The organism is Cupriavidus gilardii, from assembly GCF_017598945.1.
Taxonomy (GTDB): Bacteria; Pseudomonadota; Gammaproteobacteria; order Burkholderiales; family Burkholderiaceae; genus Cupriavidus; species Cupriavidus gilardii_E.
Window position 1 is genome coordinate 20681 of record NZ_JAGFTW010000002.1, and the last position, 23132, is coordinate 43812.

Here is a 23132-nt window from a genome sequence, read left to right on the forward strand (position 1 = left end):
GCCGCCCTTTTTTTACAAGGCGTGCAAGGCTGAAACGAGTTCCTGCGCGAACTTTCGTCGCTTGTACGGGTCCAGAAAACACCCCACCTGCACAGCGTGCGTTCCAGAGCGCACCACCACCAGCGCCGGAAACGATTCGCCCAGTTCGACCCGCACCCAGTGCGGGTTGAATTCGTCGCGGGTCACCTCACCGGCGCTGGCCTTTTCGACCACCAACCTGCCCTCGCTGAGCGTGACGCGCTCGTAGTCTGTCGCATGCTGTGCATAGGCGAGCAATGCCACGCCGAGCCCGGCCAGCTCGAGCCCCGCAAAGGGCAGCACGAGCCATGCTCCTCGCCACGCGAAGAACAGGGCGATGGCAAGGGAAATACTGACGATGGAGAGGTAAAACCAGCCGACCTGGCGTGGAGACAGCGAGCAATTTCGCTTCATCAGCCAGTCGTTGTTCGGCACGGCATGGGCTCCGTTTGAACGTTCACCGGGCCCGTCACGCGCCGTCTGGAGTGCGATACCGAGTTCCTGCATCGCCAACCACTCTGCATCGCTGCATCGGTTGCACGCCTGGAATTCTGCCGGCTTCACCGCACTGCTGCACTGCTTCGGTGCTAAAACGCCGATCTTCTGTGCCAGGGGACCACTGCGACAAACTGGCGCATTATAGGGCGCTTCGTCAACCGTAACAAGCCAAGCCCGGCGCGGCAAGGCGCCCACGCCACAGCGCGACGATGCACGAAGGCAGTGCGGCGGCGCGCTGCACTGGGGTTCAGCCGCGCGGGCGGCCGCGGCCGATGCGGTCGATCGGCACGACGGTACGGCCCAGTTCGTCGCGGACCTGACCGCCCTTGGGAGGCAGCTTCCACGCGTGCCCGTAGACGATCTCGAAGGTCAGCGCGATCACGCCGTCGCGATTGCGCCGACGCTCCAGCGCCGCCAGCAGCGCCTGGTGCCAGTGGCGGCCCTTCAGCCCCCGCGAGCCTCGCTGCTCCTCGGCGCCGCCCCCGGGCCGGCGCATGCCGCCGAAGGCATGCACGTCGCGCAGCAGCCGCTCGGGCGTCTCGTAGGTGACGGTCAGCGTTTCCATGTCCATCACCGGCGTCGACCAGCCGCTGTGAACCAGCATGTCGCCGATATCGTGCATGTCGACAAAGCGCAGCGTATGCGGCTCGGCGTCGACCTCGGCGAAGGCATCGCGCAGCTCGCGCAAGGTGTCCGGGCCGAACAGCGAGAACAGGGCCAGGCCATCGGTCCGCGTCACGCGATGCCATTCCGGAAAGACGCGATGCGGCTCGGGATGCCAGTGCAGCGCCAGGTTGGACCACAGCAGATCGAACGTCGCCTCGGCAAAGGGAAGCGTGGCAAGATCGCCCTGCACCAGATCGAAGGTCGGCCGCTTGCCCAGCAGGCGGCCGAGCCAGCCGGGCTGCCGCTGCGGATCGCGCTGCGCCGCCTGTGCCAGCATCGCGGCCGAGATATCGAGGCCGGCGATCTGCGCATCGGGATACTGCGCGCGCAGCGCCGCCAGGCCCTGCCCCTGGCCGCAGCCGATATCGAGCGCGCGTTCGGGCTGGATGCGGATCAGCGGCATGCGCTCCTGCATGCGCCGGCCGATCTCGCCGAGCAGGAAATCGAGCTGGGCGAAATCGCGGCTGCGCCGATCGAAGGCAAGCCGGGTCAGCCGCGCGGGCGGCAGATAGGATTCGGGGGAGTCGGCGTGAGGCGTGGACACGGAAGCGGCGGCAAGGACGAGGATCGGCACGGCGGGGCGCGCCGCGAAGGCGCAGCGGGTACGCGCGCAGGCGCCGGGCCGACAGGTGGGGTGACTGCTGGGGCGACAGTATACGCGCGCCTCGCCCGGCTTGCCGGCGCCCTGCGCGAGCGGCTGGCGCACTGGTGGCTGCCGTGCGCCTGCGTGCTGTGCGGTCAGGTGCAGGCCGACGTGGTCTGCGTCGGTTGTGCCGACGACCTGCTGACGCCGACGCCGCGCTGTGTGCGCTGCGCCTTGCCACTGGCGAGCGCCGGCCTCTGCGCGATGTGCCGGTACCAGCCGCCCCCGTTCGACGCCACCATCGTGCTGGGCGACTATGCGCCGCCGCGCGAGGCGCTGGTGCTGGCGCTGAAGTTCGGCGGCGTGCTGCCGCTGGCGGGCTGGCTGGCGCGGGAGCTCGCGTCGGCGTGGGCCGCACGACGGTTCCTGCCATCGGGCGATCCGATCGACCCTTCCACGTTCGATGGGAACGACAAACCCGGCCTCGTCGTGCCGATCCCGCTGGCCCCGGCGCGGCTCGCCGAGCGCGGCTTCAATCAGGCGTGGGAAATCGCTCGCCGGCTGGCACCGCTTGTCGGCGCAGCCGCCAGCGCCGACCTGCTGGTGCGATCGCGCAGCACCGCCCCCCAAACCGGGCTGGCGTCCGAGCGGCGCCATCTGAATGTCGCCGGCGCCTTCGCGCTGGCGCGCCATGCCGACCCACGCCGCCTGCACGGCAGGCATATTGCGCTGGTCGACGACGTGATGACCACCGGCGCCACGCTGGCCGACGCGGCCGCCGTGCTCAAGCGCCACGGCGCGGCGCGCGTTACCGCGCTGGTGGCGCTGCGCACGCCGGCGCCGTCGTGATGACGTTCAATAACAGCCGCGGGATGACAGCGGCGCCCCGGCACGGTAAGCTGCGCGCGCCATGTTCCATGTCGTCCTAGTCGAACCCGAGATCCCGCCGAACACCGGCAACGTGATCCGCCTGTGCGCCAACACCGGCGCCCAATTGCACCTCGTCAAGCCGCTCGGCTTTCCGCTGGACGACGCGCGCATGCGCCGCGCCGGCCTCGATTATCACGAGTACGCCAGCATGAAGGTGCACGAGAACTGGGACGCCTTTCTCGCCGACGAACGCCCCGATCCGGCCCGCATGTTTGCGCTGACCACGCATGGCTCGACGCCGTTCGGCCAGGTCGCCTTCGCCCCCGGGGACTGGTTCGTGTTCGGCTCGGAGACGCGCGGCCTGGCGCCGGAGCGCCGCGAATGGTTCGCGCCGTCGCAGCGCATCCGCTTGCCGATGCGGCCCAACAACCGCAGCCTGAATCTGTCGAACACGGCGGCGGTGGTGGTGTTCGAGGCCTGGCGCCAGCAGGGCTTCGCCGGCGGCGCCTGACCCTGGGGTCTGCCCTTTCTTGAGGACCGCTCGAGGACTATTCCGGTCGAGGACTATTCCGGTTCAGGCCTATTCCGGCTGCACGCCGGCCGCGCGGATGACCTGGTCCCAGCGCGCCTTTTCGGTTGCCATGGTCTGGCGCAGCGACGCCGGTGCGGTGCCGGCCGGCATGAAGTACTGCGCCCGCATCTGCGCGCGCACACCGTCGCTGCCGATGATCTTCACCAGCTCGCGATAGAGCCGATCGACGATCGGCGCCGGTGTTCCCGCCGGTGCCAGCACGGCCTGCCACGAGATCGCCTCGAAGCCGGGATAGCCCGATTCCGCCACGGTCGGTACCGAGGGCAACAGGCTGGTGCGCCCGCTGGTGGTGACCGCCAGCACGCGCAGCTTGCCGGCATTGACCTGCGGCATCGCGATCGCCGGCACCATGAAGGCAGCCTGAATCTGCCCGCCGATCATCGCCGCAGCGATCTGCGGAAAGCCGGGATACGGGATGTGTTCGAGCGAGATGCCGGCACGCGCCTTCAGCTGCTCCATCGCCAGATGCGCGGCGCTGCCGTTGCCGACCGAGCCGTAGTTCAGCGCGCCGGGCCGGGCACGTGCCAGCGCGACGAATTCGCGCAGATCGCGCACGCCGGTGCGTGGGTCGACCACCAGTACATTGGGGGACGTTGCCACCAGCGTCACCGGCGCCAGCTGGCGCACCGGATCGTAGGGCAGATGGCGCGACAGCGTCGGCGCCGTGACCAGCGGACCGTTGATGGTGAACAGCAGCGTATAGCCGTCGGGCGCGGCGCGCGCGACCTGGCCGGTGCCGATATTGCCGCCGGCGCCCGGCCGGTTCTCGATCACCACCGGCTGGCCCAGCGCCTGCGCCAGCGGTTCGCAGACCAACCGCGCGATCAGGTCCGGGGACGAGCCGGGCGGAAACGGCACCACCATGCGGATCGGCCGCGCGGGCCAGTCCTTGTCGGCCGCCAGCAGCGTTCGCGGCAAGGCCAGCGCACCGCCGCAGGCAGCCAGCGCGCCGAGCCAATGCCGGCGCTGTTTCAGGCGAATCGGTACCGTCATTCGTCGCGCGCGTCGCGTTGCAGCAGCTGCGCGACCGCGTCGGCCACCGCCAGCCCTTCGAACAGCACCGCGCAGACCGCGCGCGTGATCGGCATCTCGACGCCGTGCTGGTCCGCCAGCGCCGCCACCGCCTGCGCGCAGCGCACGCCCTCGGCAACGTGGCCAAGGTCCGCCAGCACCTGCTCCAGCGTCCTGCCGCCGGCCAGCTGCTGGCCGACCTTGCGGTTGCGCGACAGATCGCCGGTCGCGGTCAGGATCAGGTCGCCCATGCCCGCCAGGCCCATGAAGGTCTCGGCGCGCCCGCCAAGCGCCAGCCCCAGCCGCGTCATCTCGGCGAGGCCGCGCGTGACCAGCGCGGCGCGCGCGTTGAGCCCGAGACCGAGCCCGTCGCTGGCGCCGGTAGCGATCGCCAGCACGTTCTTGACCGCGCCGCCGACCTCGACGCCGACCAGATCGTCGCTGCCGTAGATGCGCATCGCGCGATGATGGAAGGCGCGCTGCGCGAGTTCGGCCACCGCCGGTGCGTTGCCGGCCACGGTCAGCGCGCACGGCAGTCCCAGCGCAACTTCGCGCGCGAAGCTCGGCCCGGTCAGCACGCCGTATTCGACCGGCACCGACGCGCCGGCCGCGGCCAGTTCCTCGGCCACCATCTGATGCGGCATCGCGTGCGTGCCCGCCTCGAAGCCCTTGCACAGCCACAGCATGCGCAGCGGCACGCCGTGCGCGGCGGCCTCGGTGGCCAGGCGCCGCGTCATCTCGCGCAGGCCCGACACCGGCGTGGCGACGATCACCAGCCCGTCGGGCGCGCGCAGCGCGTGCGCGGCCGCCCTGGCGAAATCCGCTTCATAGGCAAGGCGGTCGGACAGCGGCACGCCCGGCAGATAGGCCGCATTGACGCCGGAGGCGGCCATCGCGGCGAGCTGCCCGGCGTCCCGCCCCCACAGCACGACCTGATGCGCGCTAGCGGCATGGCTGGCCAGCGCGGTGCCCCAGGCGCCGGCTCCGAGAAAGGCAAGGTTCATGGTCGATGCGGTAGTCGATGGGGTCATCGATGCGGTGGTCGATGCGGTGATCGGGGGGTGGAGCCGCTGCCGGCACAACGCCGGCCGGCACGCCGAACTGTAGACGCAAAAAGGCGGAACGGGGCCGCAGCCCCGTTCCGCCGGCAGAGTTGGCAGCGATCAGTGACGCGCCTGCGTACCGTCGGGCATCACGATGCCGGCGCCGCCGCCTTCGGCCTGCGCCTGCTCCATCGCCGCCTGCAGGCGCTGCTCGTACAGCGCCTGGAAATTGATCTCGGACAGATGGATGGCCTGGAAGCCCGCGCGCGTGATCACGTCGGCGATATTGCTGCGCAGGTACGGATACAGGATGGTCGGGCAGGCGATGCCCAGCAGCGGATCGAGCTGTTCGTCCGGCACGTTGCGGATATCGAAGATGCCGGCCTGATGGGCCTCGACCAGGAAGGCGACCTTGTCCTGCACCTTGGTGGTGACCGTGCCCGTCACGACGACCTCGAAGATGCCGTCCGTCAGCTGCGAGGCGCCCACATTGACCTGCACCTCGACCGAAGGCGCTTCGGTTTCGAGGAAGATCTGCGGCGAATTGGGCTGCTCCAGCGACATGTCCTTCAGATAGACGCGCTGGATATTGAAGTACGGTTGATCGTCCTGCTGCTGATTGGTTTGCTGGTCGCTCATGGATGGCTGCCCGAAAGGCGGGAATCGAACGTGGGGGAAGGGGACGGGCCGCAGGCGGCCGCGCGCACTGGCGGCGGCCCACCGCGTGGTCCGGTTGGAAAACGCATATGGTACATGACGCGGATGACGAATTCATCCGCGCCCGGGGCCGATCAGGCTGCCAGCAGCGGCGCCAGGCCCCCCTGGCGATCGAGCGCGGACAGATCGTCGAAGCCGCCGACGTGGCGGTCGTCGATATAGATCTGCGGGACGGTACGGCGACCGGTGCGGCTCATCATTTCCTCGCGCTTGCCGGGCTCGCGGTCGATCATGATCTTCTCGATCGTCTCGACGCCCTTCGAGCGCAGCAGGCGCTCGGCCATCTGGCAATACGGACACACCATCGTGCTGTACATGACGACGCGGGCCATGCGCTTATCTCCTTGCATCTTGCGGTTCGGACCGGCCCCGCCACGGCATCTGGGCGGCGGCCGGTCGACATGTCGATCTCTGGACTTTACCAGCGTCGGGCCGAGCCTGCCGGCAGCGCCTTCCCCCCGGCCCGGCGCGGCCCGCCCGCTTACTTGACCAGCGGCAGACCGGCCTGCTGCCAGGCGGCCACGCCGCCTTCGAGCGAATAGACCTCGCCGAAGCCGGCCTGCTTGAGCGCCGCGTGTGCCTTGGACGAACGCTGGCCGGTCTGGCATACGACGATGATGGGGGCGGACTTGTCCTTCGCAAGGCCGGCGGCGCGATTGGCCAGCTCGGCCAGCGGCGCGCTCTTGGCCTGCGGCAGGTGGCCCTTGGCATATTCGGCCGGTTCGCGGATATCGACGACGACGGCGCCGCGCTTGTTGATCAGCTGCGTCGCCGTGGTCGCATTGACCGTCTTGCCGCCCGCGCTGCGCGAAATGGTGGGCCAGGCCAGCAGGCCGCCCGACACCACCGCGAGGGCGATCAGGGCAAGGTTGTTGTAGTCGGCGAAGAAATTCACGTTGGGTTTCCGGTGGGTTGTGTCGGCGGCATTATAAAATAGCCGGTTTCGCGCCCAGGCCCATCTCCGCGGGGCTCGGTTCCCGTGTCGCGGAGTGCCTGGCGAACGGCTGGCAAGCGGCGCGCGCAGCATTCTCACTCTTTGGAAGCAGCATGTACAAACTCGTTCTCATCCGCCACGGCGAATCGACCTGGAATCTGGAAAACCGCTTCACCGGCTGGGTCGACGTGGACCTGACCGAGACCGGCGCGCAGCAGGCCCGCCAAGCCGGTCAACTGCTGAAGGACGCCGGCTTCGCCTTCGACGTGGCCTATACCTCGGTGCTCAAGCGCGCAATCCGCACGCTGTGGCACGTGCAGGACGAGATGGATCTGATGTGGATCCCGGTTCGCAACGAATGGCGCCTGAACGAGCGCCACTACGGAGCGCTGGCCGGCCTGAACAAGGCCGAGACCGCCGCCAGGTTCGGCGACGAGCAGGTCCTGGTCTGGCGCCGCAGCTACGACACGCCGCCCCCCGCGCTGGAGCCGACCGACCCGCGCGCCTCGTTCGACGATCCGCGCTATGCCAACGTGCCGCGCGAACTGATTCCGCTGACCGAATGCCTGAAGGACACGGTGGCCCGCGTGCTGCCGCTCTGGAACGAATCGATCGCACCGGACATCAAAGCCGGAAAGCGCGTGGTGATCGCCGCCCATGGCAACAGCATCCGCGCGCTGGTGAAGTACCTCGACCAGATTTCCGATGATGATATCGTGGGCCTCAACATTCCGAACGGCACGCCGCTCGTGTACGAGCTCGACGCCGAGCTGCGGCCGATCCGGCATTACTACCTGGGCGACCAGGATGCGATCGCCGCCTCGCTGGCCGCTGTCGCCAGCCAGGGCAAGGCGCGCTGAGCCGGACGCGCCAGGCCCGGCGCATCAAGGCCCGCGCCGCATCGCGGCGCGGCCTTTTTTTCCGCCCGCTCTTATACTGTCGGTCAGACCGGACCGGCAGCGCCCCTTGCGCCACGCCGCAACCGGCGCAATCCACGGCGCCCTGCCCGGCGCCATCCAACGTTCAGGCAGCCCACATGCGTAAGACGCTCAAGAACATCAGCCTTGTCTCCGCGGGACTCGTTGCCGGCGTGCTCGCCACGCTGCAGCTTTCCGCGACCGCACAGAATTCCTCGGGGCCGCTGCCCCTGGAGCAGTTGCGGCTGATGGCGGACATTTTCGGGCAGATCAAGCGCGAGTACGTCGAACCCGTCGACGACAAGAAGCTGCTGACCGAAGCCATCAAGGGCATGGTGGCCAGCCTCGACCCGCATTCGTCGTATCTGGACGCCAGGGACTTCAAGGAACTGCAGGAAGGCACGCGGGGCCGTTTCGCCGGCCTCGGCATCGAGATCTCGCAGGAGGAAGGCCTGGTCAAGGTCATCAATCCGATCGAGGACACGCCCGCCTTCCGCGCCGGCATCCAGCCCGGCGACCTGATCACCCGCATCGACGACAAGCCGGTGCGCGGCCTGCCGCTCGAACAGGCGGTCAAGCGCATGCGCGGCGAGCCCGGCACCAAGGTCACGCTGACGATCTACCGCAAGAGCGAGGAACGTACCTTCCCGGTGTCGATCACGCGCGCCGAGATCCGCGTGCAGTCGGTCAAGGCCAAGATGGTCGATCCGACCATCGGCTGGGTCCGCCTGACCAGCTTCCAGGAACGCACCGTGTCCGACCTGGGCCGGCGTCTGGCCGAGCTGGCGCAGAAAAATCCGAACATGAAGGGTCTGGTGCTGGACCTGCGCAACAACGGCGGCGGCGTGCTGCAGGGCGCGGTCGGCGTGTCGGCGGCCTTCCTGCCCGAGGACGTGACCGTGGTCTCGACCAACGGCCAGGTGCCCGACGCGAAGCGGGTCTACAAGACCAACTTCAACAATTACCGGCTGTCTTCGGTCGAGGACGATCCGCTGAAGGAACTGCCGCCGCTGTTCAAGAAGATCCCGATGGTGGTGCTGACCAATGCCTATTCGGCGTCGGCCTCGGAAATCGTCGCGGGCGCGCTGCAGGACCACAAGCGCGCGCTGATCATGGGCAAGACCACGTTCGGCAAGGGCTCGGTGCAGACCGTGCGGCCGCTGACCAACGACACCGGCATCAAGCTGACCATCGCGTACTACTACACGCCGTCGGGCAAGTCGATCCAGGCCAAGGGCATCCGTCCGGACATTCCGGTCGATCAGAACCCGGAAGGCGATCCGGACGACGCGCTGATCACGCGCGAAATCGATACCGAGCGCCACCTGCACAACAAGCAGGAGTCCGAGGAAGCCGAGATGACCGAGCGCGAGCAGCGCCGCGTCGAGGAACTGCGCCGGCTCGAGGAAGAGAACGCGAAGAAGTCGCCGGAGGAACGCGAGAAGGATCGGCGCAAGAAGCCGGTCGAGTTCGGCTCCGCCGAGGACTTCATGCTGCAGCAGGCCATCGCCCAGCTGAAGGGCCAGCCGGTCAAGCGCTCGCATTCGAAGCTCGAAGCCACGCCCGTGTCCGACAGCAAGGCGCCCAAGGGACCGGTCAAGGCCGATCCGTCCAAGCGGGCCCCGGCGCCGGACGCCAAGCCGGCCGCACCGGAAGTGAAGCCGGACAGCAAGCCGCCGGCCAGCGCGCCGATGGGCAAGCCGCTCGGCACGCCGACCGGCAAGGCGCCCTGAGCGGAACGCCTGAACCACGTCTGTACAACGCGTAGACCGACGCATCGCGGCGGGACCCCGGTCCCGCCGCCCGCCCGATGAACGACGACCAACTGCTGCGCTACTCGCGGCACATCCTGCTCGATGAACTGGGCATCGAAGGCCAGAGCCGGCTGCTGAACGGCCGCGCGCTGGTGATCGGCGCCGGCGGCCTTGGCGCCGCGGCGCTGCCCTACCTGGCCTCGGCCGGCGTCGGCACCATCGTCGTGGTCGACAACGACGATGTCGACCTGACCAATCTGCAACGCCAGATCCTGCATACCACCGCCAACGTCGGCCGGCCCAAGGTCGAGTCGGCGCGCGAGGGCATGCTGCGGATCAATCCCGAGATCGATGTGCGGCTGGTGCCGGCGCGCGTCGGCGACAGCGAACTCGATGCGCTGGTGCGCGACGCCGACGTGGTGCTGGACTGCTGCGACAACTTCGCCACGCGCCATGCGGTCAACCGCGCCTGCGTCGCGCATCGCGTGCCGCTGGTCTCCGGGGCCGCGCTGCGCTTCGACGGGCAGATCAGCGTGTTCGACCGCCGGCGCGACGAGGCGCCGTGCTACGCCTGCCTGTTTCCGCCGTCGGAAAACGCGCCCGAGGCGGCCTGCGCGACCATGGGTGTGTTCGCCCCGCTGGTCGGCATGGTCGGCACCGTGCAGGCGGCCGAGGCGTTGAAGCTGATCGCCGGTGTCGGCGAGACGCTGGCGGGGCGGCTGCTGATGGTCGATGCGTTCCGCATGGAATGGACGACGATGGCGCTCGCGCGCACGCCTGATTGCGAGGTTTGCGGCGGGCATTGAGGCCATGATGTTCCTCCCCTCTCCCGCTTGCGGGAGAGGGGCCGGGGGAGAGGGCAAGGGCGGTCGTCATGGCTACCGCGTCGGCATGGCGGAAGCCTGTTTCCCTCTCCCCTACCCCTCTCCCGCACGCGGGAGAGGGGAACACCAGCCGGCGTGCGAGTTGCGTCTGTTCATTCGGACTTAGCGGCGCCCTGCCCGCTCCCGCAAATATTCCCGTACCGCCGCGCGATCGCCGCGAAAGGCGATGCGGCTCTCCCTGGCCTCGCGCTGGTAGTCGTACATCGGGTCGTAGTAATGGCGCAGCAGCACCGCGATCCAGAGGCGGTGCTCGTCGACCTCGCCGCTCTGTGCCTGGCGTTGCAATGCATGCGCGAGCAGCGCGGCCAGGCGCTGGTAGCGTGCCCCGCCAAGCCGGCGCGCGATGCCGGCCAGCGCGTCGCGCATCCGTTCCGAGAACGCCTCGAAGCCCTTGTCCGCGCCATGCGCGGCGATGAATTCCGCCGCCAGATCGACCACGTAGTCCTGCAGCACGCGTTCGACGCGCGCCTCGAACGGTTCGTCGAGCCAGACCAGCGGGCTTGCCTGCATGCGGGCGTACAGGCGCGGCGGCACGTCGCGGCTGCCGATGAATCGGCCCTCGTCCTCGACCACCAGCGCGGCGGCGCCGGCCGCGCGCCGCCGCAGCAGATCGATGGCCAGCCCGTTCTCGAAATCGATCTGGGTCGGCTGCGGACGCGCGCGGCGCCCGAAGCTGGAGCCGCGATGCGCCGCATGGGCTTCGAGATCGACGCCGTTGTCGAGCTCGGCCAAGAGCGCGGTCTTGCCGCTGCCGGTCAGCCCGCCCAGCACCAGCCAGTCGCATTCGGTCACGGCGGCATCGAGCGTGTCGATCAGGAAGGTCCGCATCGCCTTGTAGCCGCCGATCACGCGCGGATAGTCGATGCCGGCCTCGCGCAGCCATTGCTGCGAGATCTGCGAGCGCAGCCCGCCGCGGAAGCAGTACAGATAGCCGTCGGGATGGCGCCGCGCGAACTCGGCCCAGGCGGCCACTCGCCTCGCCTTGACCTCGCCGCCGACCAGCGTGTGGCCGAGTTCAATCGCTGCCTGCTGGCCTTCCTCCTTGTAGCGGCAGCCGACGCGGTGGCGTTCGTCGTCGTCCATCAGCGGCAGATTGACCGCGCCCGGAAAGGCGCCGCGCGCGAACTCGGCCGGCGCGCGCACGTCCAGCATCGGCACGCCGGACAGCAGCAGCGCGCGATAGTCGGCGCTGTCCGGCCGGGCGGTCACCGCCGCTGACGCAGGCAGACTGTCCATCAGCACACCATCACCGCGTGATCGCCGCGCTCGGTCATCTCGCCGATGCATTCGAGCGTGAGGCCGCACTCCGCCGCGACGGCAAGGAATTTCGCTTCGCCCGCGGGCTCGACCGCGACCAGCAGCCCCCCGCTGGTCTGCGGGTCGCACAGCACGGCGCGCCGTGCCGCATCGAGTTCGCCATCGACACAGGCAATGCGGTGCCCGTAGCTGGCGAAGTTGCGCTGGGTGCCGCCGGGCACGCAGCCGGCCGCGACGTACTCGCGCACGCCCGGCAGCAGCGGCACCGCGGCATGGTCCAGCCGCGCGGTGAGCCCGCTGCCGTCCGCCATTTCCACCAGATGGCCGAGCAGGCCGAAGCCGGTCACGTCGGTCATCGCGCGCACCGCTTCCAGCCGGCCGAAGCGGCTGCCGAGACGGTTCGGGCGGCACATCCAGTCGGTCGCCAGCCGGCTATGCTCGTCGCGCAGCTTGCCCTGTTTGCCGGCGGTGGTCAGCACGCCGATGCCCAGCGGCTTGGTCAGATACAGCCGGCAACCGGCGCGCGCGGTGTCGTTGCGCTTCAGATGTGCACGCTCGACGATGCCGGTCACGGCCAGCCCGAAAATCGGCTCGGGCGCGTCGATCGAATGTCCGCCGGCCAACGCGATGCCGGCCTCGTCGCAGGCGCGCCGCCCGCCGGCCACCACTTCGCGCGCGACCTCGGGCGGCAGCACATTGACGGGCCAGCCCAGGATCGCGATCGCGAGCAGCGGATCGCCGCCCATCGCATAGACGTCGCTGATCGCATTGGTGGCCGCGATGCGGCCGAAGTCGAAGGGGTCGTCGACCACCGGCATGAAGAAGTCGGTGGTCGACACCAGCGCGCGGCCATCGTCGGTGCCATCGATCGCGTAGACCGCCGCGTCGTCGCGCGAGGCATTGCCGACCCACAGCCGCGGATCGAGATGCTGCGGCCCGCTGCCGGCCAGGATCACGTCGAGCACCTGCGGCGAAATCTTGCAGCCGCAGCCGGCGCCGTGGCTGTATTGCGTCAATCGGATGGGTTCCGGCATGAAGGTGTCCTCGCTGGAAGATCGGACCGCGGAGGGGGCGGCAGTGCTGAAGATCGGTGACCGGCAATGGACCGGCAAGTCGGGACCGGAGATGAGAAACCGAATGGGAATGAGAGGGATTCAAGCCGCGAAGCGCGCGGCGGCGGGCGGCTCGGTGAGGCGCCGCTGACGACCGCCTGGCCCGGAAACTGGCGTCGCGGGGCCTTGCGGGTCCTGCCGCGGCCGGGCTTACTGCTCGCCCGGCTCCATCTGCGATTGCAGATAGTTCTGCAGGCCGACCTTGTCGATCAGATCCAGCTGGGTTTCCAGATACTCGATGTGCTCTTCGGTATCGGTCAGGATGTCGACCAGAATCTCGCGGCTGACATAGTCGCCGACCGATTCGCAGTAGGCGATGCCTTCCTTGACCGTCACGTGAGCGGTCTGCTCCAGCTTCAGGTCACACTTGAGCATCTCGGGCGTGTCTTCGCCGATCAGCAGCTTGTGCAGGTCCTGCAGGTTGGGCAGTCCGTCGAGCATCAGAATGCGGTCGATCAGCCGGTCGGCATGCTTCATTTCGCCGATCGATTCCTTGTACTCCACGTCGCCGAGCTTTTTCAGGCCCCAGTGGCGATACATACGGGCGTGCAGGAAATACTGGTTGACCGCGGTCAGCTCGTTGGTGAGCTGCGCGTTCAGATACTGGATGACCTTCTTGTCACCTTTCATGGGGGCTCCTAATTGCTACGGGCCCGCAAAAACACGACGCGGCGCTGGTTGCGCCGCGTGCAGTCAGAGGAAAACGACGAAGACACGCGCCGATCGCCGCTCTGCGATCGGCCAGCGTGTTCAGGCAACCAGCTCGGTTTGCTGGTCGTTCGCGACTGCCGGGTCCCGTGTGTCCATTATGGCACGCGGTCCCGACGAGGAACAGGAGGAAAACTGGACGACGTGGACGGTCTGGGCCGTCACGGCGGAGGCGCTGTGGCAGGACGCTGCAACGCCCTCGGCAAGGACCTGCTGCGCGCAATCACGGCAGCGGCCGCAGCAAGTGCCGACGCCGAGCGTTTCGGCCAGCTCGTCGAGCGTGGAGACGCCCAGCTGGACGGCGCCATGAATCTCGCGATCGGTTACCTGGTTGCAGATGCAGACGTACACAAAGCCTCCTTGGGGCAGCGCGGACACCGGCATGTCCTGACTGGTGGAGGCAGAATAACAGAGATCAAAAATGATAACAATTCCCATTAAGAAACAGAAACACTAAAGGGAATCGGCATCACTTTGCTGCGAAATCAAGGGCTTACCGCATCACCTCCCAGAAACAGAAGAGACGCACGAAGCATAAATACGCCGCCCTATAACCCCGCCGGTTTCAGGGTTGCGACAGTCTGGCCAGCGCGGCCGCGGCCTCTTCCGGCTCGTACGCGCACAGCACCTGCTCGACCAGGCCCTCCAGCCGCCCGCAGTCGGCATGCAGGATCTCCTGCTTGACGCGCAGCAGCTGGGCCGGATGCATCGAGAACTCGCGCAGGCCCATGCCGAGCAGCAGCCGGGTCATCGCCGGGTCGCCCGCCATCTCGCCGCAGACGGCGACCGGCACGCCGGCGTGGTTGGCCTCGCGGATGGTCCGGGCGATCAGCTGCAGCACGGCGGGATGCAGCGGGTCATACAGATGCGCGACCGCGTTGTCGGCGCGGTCGATTGCCAGCGTGTACTGGATCAGGTCATTGGTGCCGATCGACAGGAAGTCCATGCGCCGCAGGAACAGCGGCAGCAGCAGCACCGCGGCCGGGATCTCGATCATCGCGCCGACCTTCAGATTCGGGTCGTAGGCGACCCCGCGCTGATCGAGCTCGTGCTTGGCGCGCGCCAGCAGCTCCAGCGTCTGGTCGATCTCGCGCGCATGCGCCAGCATCGGGAACAGCAGCTGCACCGGTCCGAAGGCCGAGGCGCGCAGCAGCGCGCGCAGCTGGGTCAGGAACATCGCCGGCTCGGACAGCGACCAGCGGATCGCGCGCAAACCCAGCGCCGGATTCAGCGCGGTCTCGTATTCCTCGCCGCGGCCGTCGCGCCCGTCGCGAAAATCCAGCAGCGGCTTGTCGGCGCCGATGTCGATGGTGCGGATGGTCACCGGCATCCCGCGCATCGCCTCGACCGCGGCGCGGTAGGCCTCGAACTGCTCGTCCTCGCCGGGCAGTTCGCCGCGCCGGTTCATGAACAGGAATTCGGAGCGGAACAGGCCCACGCCCACCGCGCCTGCTGCCAGCGCGGCGGAGGCGTCCTCGGCCATCTCGATATTGGCCAGCAGATCGATCTCGATGCCGTCCAGCGTCACCGCCGGGGTATGCCGCAGCCGCTGCAGCCGCTTGTTCTCCAGCGCCCGCTCGCTCTGCCGGTGCCGGTACTCCTCGAGAATGATCGGCGTCGGATCGACGATCACCAGCCCGGCATCGCCGTCGATGATGATCCAGTCGTCCTGACGGATCAGCTCGCTGGCGTTCTGCACGCCGACCGCGGCCGGAATGTCGAGGCTGCGCGCGACGATCGCGGTATGCGAGGTGCGCCCGCCCAGGTCGGTGACGAAGCCGTGGAACACGGTATGGCGGAACTGCAGCATGTCCGCCGGCGAGATGTCGTGGGCGACCACGATGACCCCCGGCGCCGGCTGGCCGTCGGCCGCGATCGCGGGCACCGGCGCCGGCGTCAGTACCGGCGCGCCGGCCAGCACCTTCAGGATCCGCTCGACCACCTGCTCGATATCGGCCTTGCGCTCGCGCAGGTACTCGTCCTCGATCTCGTCGAACTGGCGCATCAGATCCTCGAGCCGCGTCGTCAACGCCCATTCGGCGTTGTAGCGGCGCTCGCGGACCAGCCTCTCGGCCTCGCGCGACAGCATCTCGTCGTCGAGAATCATCGCGTGCACGTCGAGAAAGGCGCCCATCTCCTCCGGCGCATCGCGCGGCAGGTCGCGCTTGAGCGCCGCCAGTTCGGCCCGCACCGCGGCCCGCGCGTTGCGCAGGCGCTGCACCTCGTCCTCGAGCCGGTCTTCGTCGACCAGGTAATGGGACACGTCGAGCGCGGCGGGCGCCAGCAGGTGGGCGCGCCCGATCGCTACGCCGCGCGAGACTGGGATGCCGTGCAGGGCGAATGGCATGAACCGCTCCGTTCAGGAACGTTGGTGAAATCCGGACAGGGCCTGCGCCCTCATTCTCCCTCGCCGAACCGATTGGCGATCAGCGCGGTCAGCGCGTCCATCGCCTCCTGCTCGTCGGGTCCCTCGGTCTCGATCGTGACCGTCGAGCCAATGCCCGCGGCCAGCATCATCACACCCATGATGCTCTTGGCGTCGACCTGGCGCCCGTTGCGCGACATTCTGACCTGACTGACAAAACTGCCCGCCAGTTGCGTGAGCTTGGCGGAGGCGCGGGCATGCAGCCCGAGCTTATTGATGATGGTGACGTCCCTCTGCAGCATACTTGTCGGGGTGGTTGGCGATCTGGTTCTGTACGGTGGTCGAGCCGATCTGCAGCACGCCCTGCGAGCCGCCGGCGAGCGCCTTGGTGGCGAGCTGGTCCAGCTTTTCGGAGCGGTAGCAGATCGCCCGCACGAGCATCGGCAGATTGACGCCGGCGAGCACCTTGATCCGGCCCGGCTCGGCCAGCCGGGCGGCGATATTGGCGGGGGTGGCGCCGAAGATGTCGGTCAGCACCAGCGCCCCATTGTCTTCGATCACCGAGGCGAGGCACCGCCGCGCCTCGGCCAGCACGGCCGCCGGCTCCGCATCGGGAGCGACGTCGATCGCCTCGAGCCGCTTCGGCTCGCCGCAATAGACATGCGCGGCGCAGTCCCGCAGCGCGGAAGCGAGCGGCGCGTGCGCGATGATCAGAATGCCTGCCATGATGGTGAATCCTGTGGATTGGCGCGATTGTAGCAGGCGGGGTAACGGCGACGCCGCGCGCAGTGTGCTGGAGCGCGCAGGCGCCGACGCTCAGGCGCCCTTCGCAGCGGCGCGCGCTGCGACCGCCCGCTCCAGTGCGTCGATGAACATGCCGGCAACCGGGAAACCGGTCTGCTGCATGATCTCCTGGAAGCAGGTCGGGCTGGTCACGTTGACCTCGGTCAGGTAGTCGCCGATCGCGTCGAGCCCGACCAGCAGCAGGCCGCGCTGCCACAGCACCGGCGCCAGCGTCTGCGCGATCTCGCGGTCGCGTTCGGACAACGGCTGGGCGCGGCCCGTGCCCCCCACCGCCAGATTGCCGCGCACCTCGCCGGCCATCGGCACCCGCGCCAGCGCGTACGGCACCGGCTCGCCGCCGATCAGCAGGATGCGCTTGTCGCCGTCCTTGATCGCCGGGATATAGCGCTGCGCCATCAACGTACGCACGCCGTTCGCGCCCAGCGTTTCGATGATCGCGCCCAGGTTCATGCCGTCGGCACCGACGCGGAACACGCCCATGCCGCCCATGCCGTCCAGCGGCTTGACGATGATGTCGCGATGCTCGGCGTGGAAGGCGCGGATCCGGGCGGCATCGCGCGTGACCAGCGTGGGCGTGATGAACTGCGGGAACTGCGCGATCGCCACCTTCTCGGAATGGTCGCGGATCGCCTGCGGCTTGTTGAAGACGTTGGCGCCCTGCGACTCGGCCAGTTCCAGCAGCCAGGTGCTGGTCACGTATTCCATGTCGAACGGCGGGTCCTTGCGCATCAGCACCGCGTCGAACGACGGCACCGGCATCGCGGCGGCGGCATCGAGGCGGAACCAGGCAGGGTGATCGTGGCCGTGATCATCGCCGGCGCCCGTCAGATGCAGCCGCTGCGCCACCGCCTCGACGGCACCACCGACCAGCGACAGCTGCGACTGCAGGCAGAAGAACAGCTCGTGGCCGCGCGAGGCGGCCTCGGTCATCATCGCGTAGGTGGAGTCCTTGTAGGTCTTGAAGGTCTCGAGCGGATCGGTAATGAACAGAATGCGCATGCTGGCGTGTTCCGGTTGATGGTCCCGTTGGCAGCGCCCCGGCGCCGGGGCGGGCGATCAGAGGATCGGATTGGGGTCGGTCTTTTCCAGTTCCAGCGAGGCCGCCAGCAAGGCCAGCCGCGCCACCACGCCATACATGTAGAACCGGTTCGGCACCGCGGCACCCGGCTTCGCATGGGTGTCGGGAATGCTGTTCGGCGCAAACGCCAGCGGCACGAAATGCATGCCCGGCGCGTTCAGGTTCTCGTCGACGCCGCGGCCGGTATGCACCCGGTAGAAGCCGCCAACGACGTAGCGGTCGATCATGTAGACCACCGGCTCGGCCACCGCCTCGTTGACCTTCTCGAAGGTATGCACGCCTTCCTGGATGATCACGTCGTTGACCTCGAGGCCTTCCTTGACGACGCTCATCTTGTTGCGTTCCTTGCGGTTCAGGCCCTTGACCTCCGCCGGATCGCGCACCGTCATCACGCCCATGCCATAGGTGCCGGCATCGGCCTTGACCACGACGTACGGCGTTTCCTTGATGCCGTACTCGCGGTACTTCTTGGCGATCTTCTTGAGCACGCCCTCGACCGCGTCCGCCAGCGCGTCCTCGCCGACCCGCTCATGGAAGTCGATGCCGCCGACCTTGGCGAAATACGGATTGATCATCCACTGGTCGATGTCGATCAGCTTGGCGAACTTCTTGGCCACCTCGTCGTAGGCCGAGAAGTGCGAGGACTTGCGCCGCGTCGACCAGCCCGCGTGCAGCGGCGGCAGCACGTACTGCTCGTTGATGTTTTCCAGGATCGGCGGCACGCCGGCCGACAGGTCGTTGTTCAGCAGGATCGAACAGGGGTCGAAGTCTTTCAGGCCCAGCCGGCGGTCCTTGGTACCCAGCCGGGTCAGCGGCTCGACCACCAGGGTCTGGCCGTCGGGCAGCTCGATCGGGGTCGGTTCGGTGATGTCCTCGGACAGCGAGCCCAGCCGGACATTGAGGCCGGCCTGGCGCATGATCAGCGACAGCCGCGCCACGTTCTGCAGATAGAACATGTTGCGGGTATGGCGCTCGGGGATCAGCAGCAGGTTCTTGGCATCCGGGCAGATCTTCTCGATCGCCGCCATCGCGGCCTGCACGGCCAGCGGCAGCATTTCGGGCGCCAGATTGTTGAAACCGCCGGGGAACAGGTTGGTATCGACCGGGGCCAGCTTGAAGCCGGCATTGCGCAGATCGACCGAACAGTAGAACGGAGGGGTATGCTCCTGCCATTCCAGACGGAACCACCGCTCGATGGACGGGGTGGCGTCCAGTATCTTCTTTTCCAGTTCGAGCAGCGGGCCGTTCAGCGCGGTGATGAGGTGCGGGACCATATCCATCCTATTGATCGTCTTTATCGTCCGCCCCGATTGTAGAGGAACGGCCAATTGCATGCAGTTCGCATGCCAATGCCGGCGGGACCGGTCAATGTCCGATCGTTTCCGCCTTGGGCTAACAATATGGGGATGGGCCGCCGATTTCAAAGAGCGCGAGGAGCGCCGTCTTCAGGGCAAAAAAAAACGCGGCATCGCCGCGTTTCAAGTGGCCTGACAGATACGGGGAGCGTTCTGCAGGTGGAGGAAACTGCCTCACCTGCACTCTATGCGGGTGCTGTCCTTAACACAAATGAAGGATTTTGAATTCGGATTTAAGCGGATGGCGAACAGTGCTTGCCTATCTGCCCGGTATCCCGCGCCGGCGCTGGCTTTGCGGGCGGCCGGCCAATAAAAAAGCCCGGCACGCGGCCGGGCAAAACTCCTGAGAGAAGATTCCCAATCAGCTCTCCAGCACAACACCGTTGCCGATGCGGGGGCGGCAAGCCGTGGGGCCCCGCATCGCGCGTTCGTTCCGATCAGGCCTCGTAGGCGGTCTCGCCGTGCGAAGTAATGTCCAGACCTTCGCGCTCCTCGTCCTCGGGCACGCGCAGGCCGATCAGCAGGTCCACCAGCTTGAAGGCGACGAAGGCCACCACCGCCGACCACACCACGGTGGTCAGCACGCCTTCGGTCTGCACCCAGACCTGGCTGGCGATCGAATAGTTGTCCGATACCTTGTTGGCGACGTAGTCGTAGATGCCGACACCGCCCAGGCTCGGCGCCGCAAACACGCCGGTCAGGATCGCCCCGGCGATGCCGCCGACGCCGTGCACGCCGAACACGTCGAGCGAATCGTCCGCGCCGAGCATCCGCTTCAGGCCGGTCACGCCCCACAGGCACAGCAGGCCGGCCACCAGGCCCATCACGATGGAGCCCATCGGGCCGACGAAGCCCGCTGCCGGGGTGATCGCCACCAGGCCGGCGACCGCGCCCGACGCACCGCCCAGCATCGACGGCTTGCCCTTGGTGATCCACTCGCCGAAGGTCCACGCCAGCACCGCGGCACAGGTCGCCAGCAGCGTGTTGACGAAGGCCAGCGCGGCGCCGCCGTTCGCTTCCAGGCCCGAGCCGGCGTTGAAGCCGAACCAGCCGAACCACAGCAGCGAGGCGCCCACCATCGTGAAGGTCAGGCTGTGCGGGCGCAGCGCCTCGCGGCCGAAACCGATGCGCTTGCCGAACATGTAGGCACCGACCAGACCCGCCACCGCGGCGTTGATATGCACCACGGTACCGCCGGCGTAGTCGAGCGCGCCCTTCTGGAACAGCCAGCCGGCCTTGGCCGTGGCCGCTTCGGCCGCCGCCGCATCGGTGTACGCATCCGGACCCGGCCAGAACCAGACCATATGGGCCATCGGGATGTAGGCGAAGGTGAACCACAGCACGATGAACACCAGCACCGCCGAGAAGCGCGCCCGTTCGGCGAAGGCGCCGATGATCAGGCTGCAGGTGATCGCGGCGAACGCGCACTGGAAGGCGAAGAAGCCCAGCTCCGGAATCACCACGCCCTTGCTGAAGGTCGCCGTGACCGCTTCCGGGGTCAGGCCCTTCATGAACAGCCGATCGGTGCCGCCGAAGAAGGCGTTGCCCTCGGTGAAGGCGAAGCTGTAGCCGTAGATGGCCCACAGCAGCGCGACCAGCGAGAAGATCACCAGGCACTGCATCAGCACCGACAGCATGTTCTTCGAACGGACCAGGCCGCCGTAGAACAGCGCCAGGCCCGGCAGCGTCATCAGGATCACGAAGGCCGTGCACATCAGCAGCCAGGCGACATCGCCCTTGTTCGGCGTCGGCGCGGCGGCCGGCGCCGCGGCTTCCGCGGCCGGCGCGGGGGCCGCTGCCGGGGCGGCGGTTGCGGCAGCCGGGGCGGCCGGCGCCGTGACGGCGGCCGAAGCCTCGGCGGCGGGCTTGTCCTGCGCCGCGGCCGGGCCCGACAGGGCCATGCCCGCCGTGCCCAGCGCCAGCGCCATGGCGCCGGCAGTCAGCAATCGTTTGAACCAGCTAGTCATCTGCATACCCTCTTGTCGCTCTGTTCGCGCTTGTGTGGCGCTTGTGTGGCTCGTGTGTTCGCGTCGGCGTGCCGTTACAGGGCGTCGCCGCCGGTCTCCCCGGTACGGATCCGGATGACCTGCTCGATCGGCGCGACGAAGATCTTGCCGTCGCCGATCTTCCCGGTGCGGGCCGACTTCTCGATCGCCTCGATGGCGCGATCGACCACGTCGTCGGGCACCGCCACCTCGATCTTGACCTTGGGCAGGAAGTCGACGATGTATTCGGCGCCGCGATACAGCTCGGTATGGCCCTTCTGCCGACCGAAGCCCTTGACCTCGGTGACGGTGATGCCGGACACGCCCACATCCGAGAGCGCCTCGCGCACCTCGTCGAGCTTGAACGGCTTGATGACGGCGATGATCAGTTTCATCCGTGTTCTCCTGACAGCGCAGCCCCGTTGCGACCGGGGCACCCGCTCGTGCTGATCCTGTTTCTGTTTAGAAAGTCTTGGTGAGCGTCGCGACCACCGTGGCCTTGCCCATGTAGCGGCCGGAGGTGTTGGTGTAGACGCCGCGCTTCGCATTGGTGTCGATGTACGCGACCGCCGCCGAGAAGCCGTTGCCCAGGTCCTTGGTCAGGCCGAGCTTCCAGTCGGTGTACGAGGCGTCCGCCACGTTCTGCACCTTCTGGTAGCCGACGTGCGCGTTCAGCGTCAGGCCCCAGAATTCCAGCGGCACATTGGCCGCCAGGTCGACGTACCAGCTGTTCTTGCTGTCGTAGAAGCCGAACAGATTGGTCGGCGCGTACGAGTACTTGAGGAACACCGGACCGTAGCCGATGCCCGCGTAGATCTCGGTGGTGTACGGCCGCGTGAAGTTGGCCGGATAGTCGCCGGGGTAGTAGTACTGCAGCACGCCGACGTCGTAGTTCCACTTGCCGTCGCCGAAGGTGTTCTTGAAGCCGGCGTAGAAATCCATCTCGATCGGCGCCGACACCTCGTCGTTGCTGTCGTTCAGCCAGCTGATGCTCGAATTCCAGTTGCCCGCGTAGAAGCCGCTCACATGGCTGTAGTCGAAGCCGCCCTGGATCGCCGGCCGGCGATTGGTCTGCATGATGCCGCGGTAGCGGTATTCGGAGGCCAGCGTCACGTTCGCCGTGAACGTATGCGGCGAGGCCGCTTCGGCGGTCGCGGGCGCGCTCTGCGCCAGCGCGGTGGTGGCGGAACCGCACAGCGTCAGCGCGCCGATGGCGAGGGCCAGCGTCTTCATGGATTTCTTCTCCTTTTCCTTTGGGCTCGGGACTTCTTTGTCAGCCGGATACTGCAACTGCCATGCCAGGATGAGGAGGGCCGCGGACGCGCATCGACTGCCGCGGCGACGCGCGCGTGGCGCCGGTCGCAGGACGGTTTCAATCTGCCTTCAGAAAGCCCGCCACACGGGGCCGCACGGGCCGTGCCGGGTTAAATGCTGTGTCCGCCAGGTCGAAGCCGCTTTTCCCCGCGCGCTTCACGGGCCATAATCGGCCCATGCCACCGGCTGGTGCCGGCCGCCGCCACGGGCGCGCGCTGCACCGATAACGTGCAGATGCGCCCGTCCGGTCGCCCCCGCCGCCCCCGATCGATGCACCCCGACGGTGCAGAAGGAGAAACGATGAAACCGACCGATCTCTTCAACGACCTGCAGAGCAAGGTCAGCGAGGTCCTGCGCAATTCGCCCGCCAAGGACATCGAAAAGAACGTGCGCAGCATGATGACCCAGGGCTTTGCCAAGCTCGATCTGGTCACGCGCGAGGAATTCGACGTGCAGTCGCAGGTGCTGGCCCGCACGCGGGCGCGGCTCGAGGAACTGGAAATGCGCGTCGCCGATCTGGAACGGCGCGCCGGCATGACGGGGACCGCTGGCGTGGGGCCGGCCACGGTCGGCACCGCCGGCGTCGGCACGCCGGGCTCGGCGGCTTCGGCCACGTCGGTACCGGGCTCGACCACGCCCGAGCCGGGCACCGGGCCGACCAACCCGG

At 67.9% G+C, this 23132-nt stretch carries 25 protein-coding genes and 1 pseudogene; 7 read left to right on the forward strand and 19 right to left on the reverse strand.

Translation table 11 applies throughout. The features are described from left to right. Positions 1-12: 12 nt before the first annotated feature. Both J5T34_RS00375 and J5T34_RS00380 read right to left on the reverse strand, forming a co-directional pair. On the reverse strand, positions 13-525 hold the full coding sequence (locus J5T34_RS00375; RefSeq protein ID WP_174108913.1) for a DUF2244 domain-containing protein: 513 nt from the start codon (positions 523-525) through the stop codon (positions 13-15). 238 nt (positions 526-763) lie between these two features. Continuing rightward, positions 764-1756 carry a methyltransferase domain-containing protein gene (locus J5T34_RS00380; protein WP_347880621.1) on the reverse strand — a complete coding sequence of 331 codons (993 nt, stop codon included), beginning with the start codon at positions 1754-1756 and terminating at the stop codon, positions 764-766. A gap of 111 nt (positions 1757-1867) precedes the next feature. Here J5T34_RS00380 and J5T34_RS00385 point away from each other — a divergent pair, with 111 nt between their 5' ends. Continuing rightward, positions 1868-2614, forward strand: a complete 747-nt coding sequence (locus J5T34_RS00385; RefSeq protein WP_432207615.1) for a ComF family protein — start codon at positions 1868-1870, stop codon at positions 2612-2614. A 61-nt stretch (positions 2615-2675) separates the two neighbouring features. Next, on the forward strand, positions 2676-3146 hold the full coding sequence (trmL, locus tag J5T34_RS00390) for a tRNA (uridine(34)/cytosine(34)/5-carboxymethylaminomethyluridine(34)-2'-O)-methyltransferase TrmL (protein WP_208577383.1): 471 nt from the start codon (positions 2676-2678) through the stop codon (positions 3144-3146). Between the two features lie 69 nt (positions 3147-3215). On the opposite strand, the gene J5T34_RS00395 is transcribed toward trmL, so the two are convergent. The 5 genes from J5T34_RS00395 to J5T34_RS00415 form a co-directional block, all read right to left on the reverse strand. Further along, positions 3216-4220, reverse strand: coding sequence for a tripartite tricarboxylate transporter substrate binding protein (locus tag J5T34_RS00395; protein WP_208577385.1), 1005 nt, complete (start codon positions 4218-4220; stop codon positions 3216-3218). Further along, entirely contained in the window at positions 4217-5242 is a 1026-nt protein-coding gene (locus J5T34_RS00400; protein WP_208577387.1) for an NAD(P)H-dependent glycerol-3-phosphate dehydrogenase, read from the reverse strand. The genes J5T34_RS00395 and J5T34_RS00400 overlap by 4 nt, the downstream gene beginning before the upstream one ends. Positions 5243-5401: 159 nt before the next feature. Continuing rightward, positions 5402-5920, reverse strand: coding sequence for a protein-export chaperone SecB (gene secB / locus J5T34_RS00405; RefSeq protein ID WP_149317143.1), 519 nt, complete (start codon positions 5918-5920; stop codon positions 5402-5404). A 152-nt stretch (positions 5921-6072) separates the two neighbouring features. Beyond that, the gene (gene grxC / locus J5T34_RS00410) at positions 6073-6330 is read right to left on the reverse strand and encodes a glutaredoxin 3 (protein WP_006579210.1); all 258 of its coding nucleotides are present in this window, start codon (positions 6328-6330) and stop codon (positions 6073-6075) included. A gap of 149 nt (positions 6331-6479) precedes the next feature. Then, the gene (locus J5T34_RS00415) at positions 6480-6893 is read right to left on the reverse strand and encodes a rhodanese-like domain-containing protein (RefSeq protein ID WP_208577389.1); all 414 of its coding nucleotides are present in this window, start codon (positions 6891-6893) and stop codon (positions 6480-6482) included. Between the two features lie 152 nt (positions 6894-7045). Between J5T34_RS00415 and gpmA the strand changes: the two genes are divergently transcribed. The 3 genes from gpmA (at position 7046) to J5T34_RS00430 (ending at position 10409) form a co-directional block, all read left to right on the forward strand. Then, entirely contained in the window at positions 7046-7792 is a 747-nt protein-coding gene (gpmA, locus tag J5T34_RS00420) for a 2,3-diphosphoglycerate-dependent phosphoglycerate mutase (RefSeq protein WP_208577391.1), read from the forward strand. Positions 7793-7968: 176 nt separating this feature from the next. Further along, positions 7969-9582: a S41 family peptidase gene (locus J5T34_RS00425; protein ID WP_208577393.1), complete on the forward strand. Its 1614-nt coding sequence runs from the start codon at positions 7969-7971 to the stop codon at positions 9580-9582. Between the two features lie 77 nt (positions 9583-9659). Beyond that, on the forward strand, positions 9660-10409 hold the full coding sequence (locus J5T34_RS00430) for a HesA/MoeB/ThiF family protein (protein WP_208577395.1): 750 nt from the start codon (positions 9660-9662) through the stop codon (positions 10407-10409). Positions 10410-10589: 180 nt separating this feature from the next. Here the strand turns inward: J5T34_RS00430 and mnmH are convergent, their stop codons facing one another. From mnmH to gshA, 9 genes are all read right to left on the reverse strand, one after another. Further along, positions 10590-11723 (reverse strand): tRNA 2-selenouridine(34) synthase MnmH, encoded by a 1134-nt coding sequence (gene mnmH / locus J5T34_RS00435; protein WP_208577397.1) that lies wholly within the window; start codon positions 11721-11723, stop codon positions 10590-10592. Further along, entirely contained in the window at positions 11723-12778 is a 1056-nt protein-coding gene (gene selD, locus J5T34_RS00440) for a selenide, water dikinase SelD (protein WP_208577399.1), read from the reverse strand. Before selD ends, mnmH begins: the two co-directional genes overlap by 1 nt. 228 nt (positions 12779-13006) lie before the next feature. Continuing rightward, positions 13007-13486, reverse strand: coding sequence for a bacterioferritin (bfr, locus tag J5T34_RS00445; RefSeq protein ID WP_006579203.1), 480 nt, complete (start codon positions 13484-13486; stop codon positions 13007-13009). A gap of 120 nt (positions 13487-13606) precedes the next feature. Continuing rightward, the gene (locus J5T34_RS00450; RefSeq protein ID WP_174108915.1) at positions 13607-13915 is read right to left on the reverse strand and encodes a (2Fe-2S)-binding protein; all 309 of its coding nucleotides are present in this window, start codon (positions 13913-13915) and stop codon (positions 13607-13609) included. A gap of 214 nt (positions 13916-14129) precedes the next feature. Then, positions 14130-15911, reverse strand: a complete 1782-nt coding sequence (gene ptsP / locus J5T34_RS00455; protein WP_208577401.1) for a phosphoenolpyruvate--protein phosphotransferase — start codon at positions 15909-15911, stop codon at positions 14130-14132. A 50-nt stretch (positions 15912-15961) separates the two neighbouring features. After that, on the reverse strand, positions 15962-16231 hold the full coding sequence (locus J5T34_RS00460) for an HPr family phosphocarrier protein (RefSeq protein WP_006579200.1): 270 nt from the start codon (positions 16229-16231) through the stop codon (positions 15962-15964). Beyond that, positions 16200-16655 carry a PTS sugar transporter subunit IIA gene (locus J5T34_RS00465; RefSeq protein ID WP_174108910.1) on the reverse strand — a complete coding sequence of 152 codons (456 nt, stop codon included), beginning with the start codon at positions 16653-16655 and terminating at the stop codon, positions 16200-16202. The genes J5T34_RS00460 and J5T34_RS00465 overlap by 32 nt, the downstream gene beginning before the upstream one ends. A gap of 90 nt (positions 16656-16745) precedes the next feature. Continuing rightward, on the reverse strand, positions 16746-17732 hold the full coding sequence (gshB, locus tag J5T34_RS00470; protein WP_208577403.1) for a glutathione synthase: 987 nt from the start codon (positions 17730-17732) through the stop codon (positions 16746-16748). 57 nt (positions 17733-17789) lie between these two features. Further along, a complete protein-coding gene (gshA, locus tag J5T34_RS00475) occupies positions 17790-19085 on the reverse strand; it encodes a glutamate--cysteine ligase (protein ID WP_149317153.1) in 1296 nt (431 codons plus the stop codon). A gap of 94 nt (positions 19086-19179) precedes the next feature. On the opposite strand from gshA, the gene J5T34_RS24025 reads away from it, so the two are divergent. Continuing rightward, complete coding sequence (locus tag J5T34_RS24025) at positions 19180-19302, forward strand: hypothetical protein (protein WP_279633719.1); 123 nt, start codon at positions 19180-19182, stop codon at positions 19300-19302. A gap of 301 nt (positions 19303-19603) precedes the next feature. On the opposite strand, the gene amt is transcribed toward J5T34_RS24025, so the two are convergent. The 3 genes from amt to J5T34_RS00490 form a co-directional block, all read right to left on the reverse strand. Beyond that, positions 19604-21133, reverse strand: coding sequence for an ammonium transporter (amt, locus tag J5T34_RS00480; protein WP_208577405.1), 1530 nt, complete (start codon positions 21131-21133; stop codon positions 19604-19606). Between the two features lie 74 nt (positions 21134-21207). Continuing rightward, positions 21208-21546 carry a P-II family nitrogen regulator gene (locus tag J5T34_RS00485; protein WP_006159494.1) on the reverse strand — a complete coding sequence of 113 codons (339 nt, stop codon included), beginning with the start codon at positions 21544-21546 and terminating at the stop codon, positions 21208-21210. A 67-nt stretch (positions 21547-21613) separates the two neighbouring features. Next, the gene (locus J5T34_RS00490) at positions 21614-22384 is read right to left on the reverse strand and encodes a TorF family putative porin (protein WP_208577407.1); all 771 of its coding nucleotides are present in this window, start codon (positions 22382-22384) and stop codon (positions 21614-21616) included. A gap of 381 nt (positions 22385-22765) precedes the next feature. Between J5T34_RS00490 and J5T34_RS00495 the strand changes: the two are divergent. Next, a pseudogene (locus J5T34_RS00495) lies at positions 22766-22996 on the forward strand (accessory factor UbiK family protein); the annotation flags it as partial. Positions 22997-23132: the final 136 nt, after the last annotated feature.

What these genes read in the sequence shown, in the direction of transcription:
- J5T34_RS00375 (WP_174108913.1), bottom strand. Translation starts at nt 525, where the DNA reads ATGCAGGAACTCGGTATCGCACTCCAGACGGCGCGTGACGGGCCCGGT.
- trmL (WP_208577383.1), top strand. Translation starts at nt 2,676, where the DNA reads ATGTTCCATGTCGTCCTAGTCGAACCCGAGATCCCGCCGAACACCGGC.
- J5T34_RS00395 (WP_208577385.1), bottom strand. Translation starts at nt 4,220, where the DNA reads ATGACGGTACCGATTCGCCTGAAACAGCGCCGGCATTGGCTCGGCGCG.
- J5T34_RS00400 (WP_208577387.1), bottom strand. Translation starts at nt 5,242, where the DNA reads ATGAACCTTGCCTTTCTCGGAGCCGGCGCCTGGGGCACCGCGCTGGCC.
- secB (WP_149317143.1), bottom strand. Translation starts at nt 5,920, where the DNA reads ATGAGCGACCAGCAAACCAATCAGCAGCAGGACGATCAACCGTACTTC.
- grxC (WP_006579210.1), bottom strand. Translation starts at nt 6,330, where the DNA reads ATGGCCCGCGTCGTCATGTACAGCACGATGGTGTGTCCGTATTGCCAG.
- gpmA (WP_208577391.1), top strand. Translation starts at nt 7,046, where the DNA reads ATGTACAAACTCGTTCTCATCCGCCACGGCGAATCGACCTGGAATCTG.
- J5T34_RS00425 (WP_208577393.1), top strand. Translation starts at nt 7,969, where the DNA reads ATGCGTAAGACGCTCAAGAACATCAGCCTTGTCTCCGCGGGACTCGTT.
- J5T34_RS00430 (WP_208577395.1), top strand. Translation starts at nt 9,660, where the DNA reads ATGAACGACGACCAACTGCTGCGCTACTCGCGGCACATCCTGCTCGAT.
- mnmH (WP_208577397.1), bottom strand. Translation starts at nt 11,723, where the DNA reads ATGGACAGTCTGCCTGCGTCAGCGGCGGTGACCGCCCGGCCGGACAGC.
- selD (WP_208577399.1), bottom strand. Translation starts at nt 12,778, where the DNA reads ATGCCGGAACCCATCCGATTGACGCAATACAGCCACGGCGCCGGCTGC.
- bfr (WP_006579203.1), bottom strand. Translation starts at nt 13,486, where the DNA reads ATGAAAGGTGACAAGAAGGTCATCCAGTATCTGAACGCGCAGCTCACC.
- ptsP (WP_208577401.1), bottom strand. Translation starts at nt 15,911, where the DNA reads ATGCCATTCGCCCTGCACGGCATCCCAGTCTCGCGCGGCGTAGCGATC.
- J5T34_RS00460 (WP_006579200.1), bottom strand. Translation starts at nt 16,231, where the DNA reads ATGCTGCAGAGGGACGTCACCATCATCAATAAGCTCGGGCTGCATGCC.
- J5T34_RS00465 (WP_174108910.1), bottom strand. Translation starts at nt 16,655, where the DNA reads ATGGCAGGCATTCTGATCATCGCGCACGCGCCGCTCGCTTCCGCGCTG.
- gshB (WP_208577403.1), bottom strand. Translation starts at nt 17,732, where the DNA reads ATGCGCATTCTGTTCATTACCGATCCGCTCGAGACCTTCAAGACCTAC.
- gshA (WP_149317153.1), bottom strand. Translation starts at nt 19,085, where the DNA reads ATGGTCCCGCACCTCATCACCGCGCTGAACGGCCCGCTGCTCGAACTG.
- J5T34_RS24025 (WP_279633719.1), top strand. Translation starts at nt 19,180, where the DNA reads ATGTCCGATCGTTTCCGCCTTGGGCTAACAATATGGGGATGGGCCGCC.
- amt (WP_208577405.1), bottom strand. Translation starts at nt 21,133, where the DNA reads ATGACTAGCTGGTTCAAACGATTGCTGACTGCCGGCGCCATGGCGCTG.
- J5T34_RS00485 (WP_006159494.1), bottom strand. Translation starts at nt 21,546, where the DNA reads ATGAAACTGATCATCGCCGTCATCAAGCCGTTCAAGCTCGACGAGGTG.
- J5T34_RS00490 (WP_208577407.1), bottom strand. Translation starts at nt 22,384, where the DNA reads ATGAAGACGCTGGCCCTCGCCATCGGCGCGCTGACGCTGTGCGGTTCC.